At 46.5% G+C, this 6,529-nt stretch carries 6 protein-coding genes; 4 read left to right on the top strand and 2 right to left on the bottom strand.

Features of this window, described 5'->3' with window-relative positions:
- Positions 1-38: 38 nt before the first annotated feature.
- On the bottom strand, positions 39-737 hold the full coding sequence (gene vanR, locus NFR88_RS06090; RefSeq protein WP_160201647.1) for a VanR-ABDEGLN family response regulator transcription factor: 699 nt from the start codon (positions 735-737) through the stop codon (positions 39-41).
- A gap of 567 nt (positions 738-1,304) precedes the next feature.
- Between vanR and NFR88_RS06095 the strand changes: the two genes are divergently transcribed.
- From NFR88_RS06095 to hypB, 4 genes are read left to right on the top strand one after another with little or no spacing between them, the layout of a single operon-like run.
- A complete protein-coding gene (locus NFR88_RS06095; protein ID WP_160201648.1) occupies positions 1,305-4,073 on the top strand; it encodes an FAD-dependent oxidoreductase in 2,769 nt (922 codons plus the stop codon).
- A gap of 1 nt (position 4,074) precedes the next feature.
- Positions 4,075-4,419 carry a hydrogenase maturation nickel metallochaperone HypA gene (locus NFR88_RS06100; protein WP_251614236.1) on the top strand — a complete coding sequence of 115 codons (345 nt, stop codon included), beginning with the start codon at positions 4,075-4,077 and terminating at the stop codon, positions 4,417-4,419.
- A gap of 36 nt (positions 4,420-4,455) precedes the next feature.
- A complete protein-coding gene (locus tag NFR88_RS06105) occupies positions 4,456-5,505 on the top strand; it encodes a DUF5692 family protein (RefSeq protein WP_160201650.1) in 1,050 nt (349 codons plus the stop codon).
- An 8-nt stretch (positions 5,506-5,513) separates the two neighbouring features.
- Positions 5,514-6,185 (top strand): hydrogenase nickel incorporation protein HypB, encoded by a 672-nt coding sequence (gene hypB / locus NFR88_RS06110; RefSeq protein WP_251614240.1) that lies wholly within the window; start codon positions 5,514-5,516, stop codon positions 6,183-6,185.
- A 125-nt stretch (positions 6,186-6,310) separates the two neighbouring features.
- Here hypB and NFR88_RS06115 read toward each other — a convergent pair.
- A partial coding sequence (locus NFR88_RS06115; RefSeq protein ID WP_251614242.1) for a hypothetical protein occupies positions 6,311-6,529 on the bottom strand: 219 nt, incomplete at its 5' end.

The raw sequence follows: 6,529 nt of genomic DNA on the forward strand, positions 1-6,529 counted from the left end.
TTGCAAACAAGGTCCATGCCAGTTTGCGGCTCAGTGAATTAGTTTTCAATTTTGTACCCCACTCCCCACACTGTCTTGATGAATTTCGGATGCTTTGCAGGTTCCTTTAGTTTTTCCCGCAAGCGTCCGATGTGTGCCATCACAGTGTTATTGCTGTTGTCCAGATATTTTTCTCCCCAGACCTTTTCAAAAAGCTCCTCGGAGGAGACCACTTTGCCCTTCTGCTCGCAGAGATACCATAAAATGGAGAACTCCAGCGGCGTCAGACTGACCTCCTTGCCGTAAAGGGTACAGGTGTGAGTATCTTTGCTGATAACAAGCCCTCTAATGTCGTGCATGTTGGCAGCAGGTTGGCTGACAGCCTGATTATAGCTTTTGTATCTGCGCAGCTGCGTCTTAACACGCGCTGCCACCTCCAGCGGATTAAAAGGTTTGGTAATGTAATCGTCAGCGCCTAGAGTTAGTCCCATGATTTTGTCCATATCCTCTACCTTTGCAGTCAGCATGATAACTGGAAAAAAGTGGTTTTCGCGAATTGTCTGCAGGATTTTAAAGCCGTCAATATCCGGCAGCATAACGTCCAGAACAGCCATATCAAGGGGCTGTGAGGCGATACAGGAAAGAGCGTCCTGTCCATTGTAAAATTTATGTACATTGTAGCCGTCGCTTTTCAGATAGAGTTCGATTAAGTCGGCAATCTCCTTTTCGTCGTCTACAACGAGAATGTGTTCGTTCATAGCAATCTCTCCTTTTCCCATTTTGTAAGTCTTGTTTTCACTTTACCATATTGGGGGAAAATTGGCAAGACACAGACTGCTTGCAGGCACGGCAAACCCATGAAACACATCATTAGTACTTTTAAGAGTATTTGGCAAAAAAGGTACTAAAATATCCAAAACGTTTTATCCATTATATGGAAAACAAGGAATAAACTTTTGTATAATGGAAGACTTGTATGAAAATAGACCCTTAGAAAACAAAAAAGAACGAAGAATTTCATTTCTATTTCGTAAAACCTTTTAGTTAGTATAAAGTAACTCCTAATTTTTGATACCTTTTTTGTAAAAATACGGATTAGGTACTAAACTTTAATGTTCGCAACTTTTCATGGGTTTGTCGTGTGCTCGCAGGTAGTGGTTCGACCAGATGCCAATCTGAAAAAATCGACTAGAATAGCGTAATTTCTTGACAAATTCGACATATAAATTTATAATGTTAAACAAATAACGAAATCTGGTATGACCAGATGAGGTTGAACGAAAAACAAGTTTGCGCAGGGAGAAAGAACAGAAAGGAGATTTCCTATGGCAGATCATTTGGCGGGATATGTACCGGAGTACATAGAGAACGAAGTTGAGCGGGAGCCAATTGTCAAGCTGGCGAAAATGATTACAGATCGTGTTCCTCAGAAATTGGGCATCAAGAAGATTACAAAATACGACCCGGAATATTGGGGACTGGCGGCGATGTGCACCGACGAAATGGCAGAGGTAGCGCTGAAAATGGGCGTGCGAAAGCCGAAAACGCTGGATCAGATGGTGGAGCTTACCAAAATGGATAGAGACCATTTGGAAGAATTGCTGGAGCAGATGGCTGTAAACGGAGTGCTGGAATATAACTGGGAAAATCCGGAGCATGTGAAGCAGTATGTGCTGCCGATGTTCGTGCCGGGCAATGCAGAGTTCAGCAATATGAACCTTCAGATGCTGCAGGCACATCCAGAGGTCGGAAGATTTTTTGAGAGAATGAGCAGGCTGCCTTTGGAGAAGATTACGCCTATGGTGCCGCCGGGAGGAGCAGGCATCGGCATGCATGTCATTCCTGTAGAAAAAGCCATAGAAATGGAGAACGAATCTATATCTTTAGAGCATATTTCCTATTGGCTGGATAAGTATGAAGGTAAATATGCGGCAAGCCCTTGTTCCTGCAGATACTCCAGACAGACCTATGATGAAGGCTGTGCTGATGATCCGGAAGGTTGGTGCGTGGCCATGGGAGATATGGCTGATTATGTAGTAGAAACCAACAAAGGCGGCAGATATGTAACAAAAGAAGAGGCGCTGGATATCTTCAGACAGGCTGAAGAAAACGGCTTTGTCCATCAGATTACCAATATTGACGGTGAAGACAAAATCTTTGCAATCTGTAACTGCAATGTTAACGTTTGCTATGCCCTTAGGACGTCGCAGCTGTTCAATACACCGAATATGTCGGCTTCTGCATACCGCGCTCGTGTCAAAACAGACAACTGCGTGGCCTGTGGCAGATGTGTGGAGTATTGCCCGGCAGGGGCTGTAAAGCTGGGGCAGAAGCTTTGTCAGAAAGACGGAAGCAAAGTGGAATATCCAAAGATTCCGCTTCCAAGTCAGCAGCCTTGGGGACCGCACATGTGGGACGAAGATTACAGAGACAACAACAGAATCAACTGCTACGATACGGGAACGGCACCTTGCAAGACTGCTTGTCCTGCACATATCGCAGTGCAGGGATATTTGAAAATGGCGGCGCAGGGCAGATACACCGAAGCATTAGCGCTGATTAAGAAAGAAAATCCTCTTCCAGCTATTTGCGGTCGTATTTGCAACAGGCGGTGTGAAGATGCCTGTACCAGAGGCAGCATTGATGAGGCGATTGCTATCGATGAAGTAAAGCGATTCATCGCAGAGCAAGACCTGAGAGCAGAGACCAGGTTTATTCCGAAGAAAGTAGTGCCTGCCCTGAAAGGCTTTTTCCCGGAAAAAATCGCCATCATCGGCGGAGGTCCGGCAGGTCTTTCCTGTGCGTTTTATCTGGCAGAAAAAGGTTATGCACCGACCATCTTTGAAAAGAATCCGAAAGCTGGAGGCATGCTGGTATACGGAATTCCTTCGTTTAAGCTGGAGAAAGACGTGGTTCAGGCGGAAATTGATATTATCGAGGCTATGGGCGTTGAAATTCGTACCGGTGTGGAGGTAGGAAGAGATATCACCATAGAAGATTTGAGAAAAGAAGGCTATAAGGCATTCTATATTGCAATAGGCTGTCAGGGCGGCAGGCTGGCAGGTGTGCCCGGAGAGGATGCAGAGGGCGTTATGACTGCGGTAGATTTGCTGCGAATCGTCAGTGAGGATTCGTCCTATAACGTTGACGGCAAAGCGGTAGTCATCGGCGGCGGCAATGTTGCCATCGACGCAGCAAGAACCGCCGGCAGATGCGGCGCATCAGAAGTTTCCATGTACTGTCTGGAAAGTCGGGATATCATGCCGGCGTCAGAAGAGGAAATCGCAGAAGCAGAGGAAGAAGATGTAACGATTAGCTGCGGATGGGGTCCGAAGGAGATTCTCACAGAAAATGGAAAAGTCACCGGCATTGTCCTGAAAAAGTGCCTGTCTGTCTTTGATGAGGAAAAACGTTTTGCGCCGGTTTACGATGAAAATGAAACCATCACAGTGCCGTGCAGCCGGATTTTCATGAGTATCGGTCAGAGTATTCAGTGGGGCGACCTGCTGAAAGACAGCAAAGTGGAACTGGGAAGAGGGCAGGCGGCTGTGGCAGACAGCCTGACCTATCAGACTGCAGAGCCGGATATCTTTGTAGGAGGAGACGTTTATACCGGACCGAAATTTGCCATTGACGCTATCGCAGCCGGAAAGGAAGGCGCTATCTCTATTCATCGTTTCGTACAGCCTCATTCCAGCATGACCATTGGCAGAAATCGCCGCCAGTTCATAGAGCTGGATAAGGAAAATATTTACATAGAAAGCTACGACAATTCCAGTCGTCAGGTTCCCGGCAGAGATTCTGTAGTGAATCACAAGAGGTCTTTCCGCGACCCTTCTCTGCCGCTGACAGAAGAACAGGTGAAAGTCGAGACGGCGAGATGTTTAGGCTGTGGTGCATCTGTCGTGGATGAGAATAAGTGTATTGGCTGCGGCGTTTGTACAACCAAATGCGAATTTGATGCAATCCATCTGTACCGTGACTTCCCAGAGGCCAGCAAAATGGTGCCAAGCGAAGACAAGTTGAAATACATTTTGCCATATGGTGCAAAGCAGGCGATTAAAGTGAAGTTCTCAAAAAAGGGGAAGAAGTAAAATGCACGAGCTTGGGATTGTATTTCACATCATCAAAGGCGTGGAGAAAACAGCAGAAGAAAACGGACTGATGAAGGTTGCTTCTGTTACGGTGGAGCTGGGGGAGGTATCTTCGGTGATACCTCACTATCTGACCGACTGCTGGAGATGGGCGGCAGATAAAAATGACCTGACTCGGGAAGCGGAGCTTTTGATTGAGGAGATTCCTGCGGTGACCTACTGCGAAAACTGTGAGAAAACCTATGGCACAGTGGAGTACGGGAAAATTTGTCCCCATTGCGGCAGCGAGAAAACCTGGCTGCTGCAGGGAAATCAAGTCATGATTAAAGAGATAGAAGGCTGTTAGGCTAATTTAAGAAAGAAGAAAAGGAGTTGATTGTTTATGTTATTTCATGTTTATGGAGCAGGCGCGGCAGCGAAATGGATTGCAATGCTTGCGGTTCTTGTTGGACTGATTTTGCTCAATGAATTTGCCAGAAGAACCAAGACCGGAGGTCTTTTGATGTTCGGCGTATTACCGGCAGCGCTGACGGTATACTTTGTAGTTATCGCTGTAGCAGCGGGTTCAGGCGCTGAGTGGGCGCTGAATAACCAGACTTATCTGTATATGAACGGCTGGTTCCACTACGCGAAGTTATACGCATCTTTGGCAGGCTGTATCGGATTTATGATGATTAAATATGAATGGGGAATTGGTAAAAAGCACTGGTTCAAGGCTTTTCCGTTTGCCATCGTAGCCATCAATATTCTGATCGCCGTGGCCAGCGATTTTGAGTCCGCTATCAACGGATGGGGCTCCTGGTGGTTGTCTTCTGAGGGCGTATGGCTTTATGGAGGCTGGCACAATGTGATGAACGGTATTGCAGGTATTCTGAACATCTTCTGTATGACCGGCTGGTGGGCAGTTTATTCTTCCAAAGATGGAAAGGATATGATTTGGCCTGATATGATTTGGGTGTATATCATCGTGTACGATATCTGGAATTTTGCTTATACCTACAACTGTTTGCCGACCCATTCCTGGTTCTGCGGTGTGGCACTGCTGCTGGCACCGACCATCGCAGCGCTTCTGTGGAACAAAGGCGGCTGGATTATGAACCGTGCAAATACTCTCTGTATTTGGTGCATGTTTGCACAGGTATTCCCATTGTTCCAGGAGACTTTTGCAGACGGAAGCAGCAGATTTGCGTGGGCAACCATCTCAACCCAGTATGCTGACGGAACGATGAACGGTATCATGGCAGGAAATGCAGTCAATGCAGACCCGACAGCAATGACCGTTGTCAGTGCGCTGGCATTGATTACCAATATTATTGCACTGCTTTACATCGTGAGAAAATCCATGAGGACAAAGACCAATCCGTATAAGGGCGAAGTCTTCACTGACTTTAAATATTACAAGGATGCGGCTGCAAGAGCTGTGATCAAATAGGTGAAAATATGGATAAGTATAAGGTGATAGAAGTAAAGGAAAGTGTTTTTGCCAGTAATGATGCTGATGCTAAGACGCTGCGAGAGGAACTGAAGGCGCAGGGGACTTTTCTGCTGAACCTGATGTCTTCGCCGGGAGCAGGAAAGACTACCCTGCTGAAGCAGACTGTCAAAGCACTGCAAAGTGGGATGGCGATAGGCGTCATGGAAGCCGACATTGATTCTGATGTGGATGCTGCAGCCATTGCAGAGACCGGTGTAAAGTCTATTCAGCTGCACACAGGAGGCATGTGCCATTTGGACGCAGATATGACTCGGCAGGGACTGCGTGAGCTGGAAACGGGTGAACTTGATCTGGTGATTCTGGAAAATGTAGGAAATCTGGTATGCCCTGCAGAATTTGACACCGGAGCGGTAAAGAACGTTATGATTCTCTCTGTTCCGGAGGGTCACGATAAGCCGCTGAAGTATCCGCTGATTTTTCAGGTCTGTGACGTGCTCATCATCAATAAAACAGATGTGCTGCCGTACTTTGACTTCGACATGGAGAAGGTAGAGGAGTATGCGCACATGAGAAATCCTGATTTGAAAATCTTCCCGATTTCTGCAAAGACAGGGGAAGGCGTGGAAGCATGGTGCCAGTGGCTGAGAGATGAAGTAGCGACGTGGAAACAGGCGTAAGCTCATAAGGAAAACTGCTATGCAAAAAGTTCATCTGACTGCATAGCAGTTTTTTTGACATTCTATTTGATTTTATGATAGGTATGCGGCAGCTTATGCTGCTGAGAAAACGGCGCGCCATAATCTCAAGATTTTTTTGGATATCTGGCGCTCACCTCCTGGAAAACGCCATATTCAAAGCGTTTTTTTGTATACATGGCGCCAGCCATCTGCCAAACGCCATATTTGGATTCATTTTCTAAAAAGCTGGCGCGCGCCTGCTGCCTTTGAGCTGATACAATAAAGTTGTAATAGGAGTGAGACTTTTGTAAAATATAGTAAAACGAAAGGAGTACCCCTATGAT

This window comes from Senimuribacter intestinalis (genome assembly GCF_943192965.1).
GTDB lineage: Bacteria > Bacillota > Clostridia > Peptostreptococcales > Anaerovoracaceae > Senimuribacter > Senimuribacter intestinalis.

What these genes read in the sequence shown, in the direction of transcription:
- vanR (WP_160201647.1), bottom strand. Translation starts at nt 737, where the DNA reads ATGAACGAACACATTCTCGTTGTAGACGACGAAAAGGAGATTGCCGAC.
- NFR88_RS06095 (WP_160201648.1), top strand. Translation starts at nt 1,305, where the DNA reads ATGGCAGATCATTTGGCGGGATATGTACCGGAGTACATAGAGAACGAA.
- NFR88_RS06100 (WP_251614236.1), top strand. Translation starts at nt 4,075, where the DNA reads ATGCACGAGCTTGGGATTGTATTTCACATCATCAAAGGCGTGGAGAAA.
- NFR88_RS06105 (WP_160201650.1), top strand. Translation starts at nt 4,456, where the DNA reads ATGTTATTTCATGTTTATGGAGCAGGCGCGGCAGCGAAATGGATTGCA.
- hypB (WP_251614240.1), top strand. Translation starts at nt 5,514, where the DNA reads ATGGATAAGTATAAGGTGATAGAAGTAAAGGAAAGTGTTTTTGCCAGT.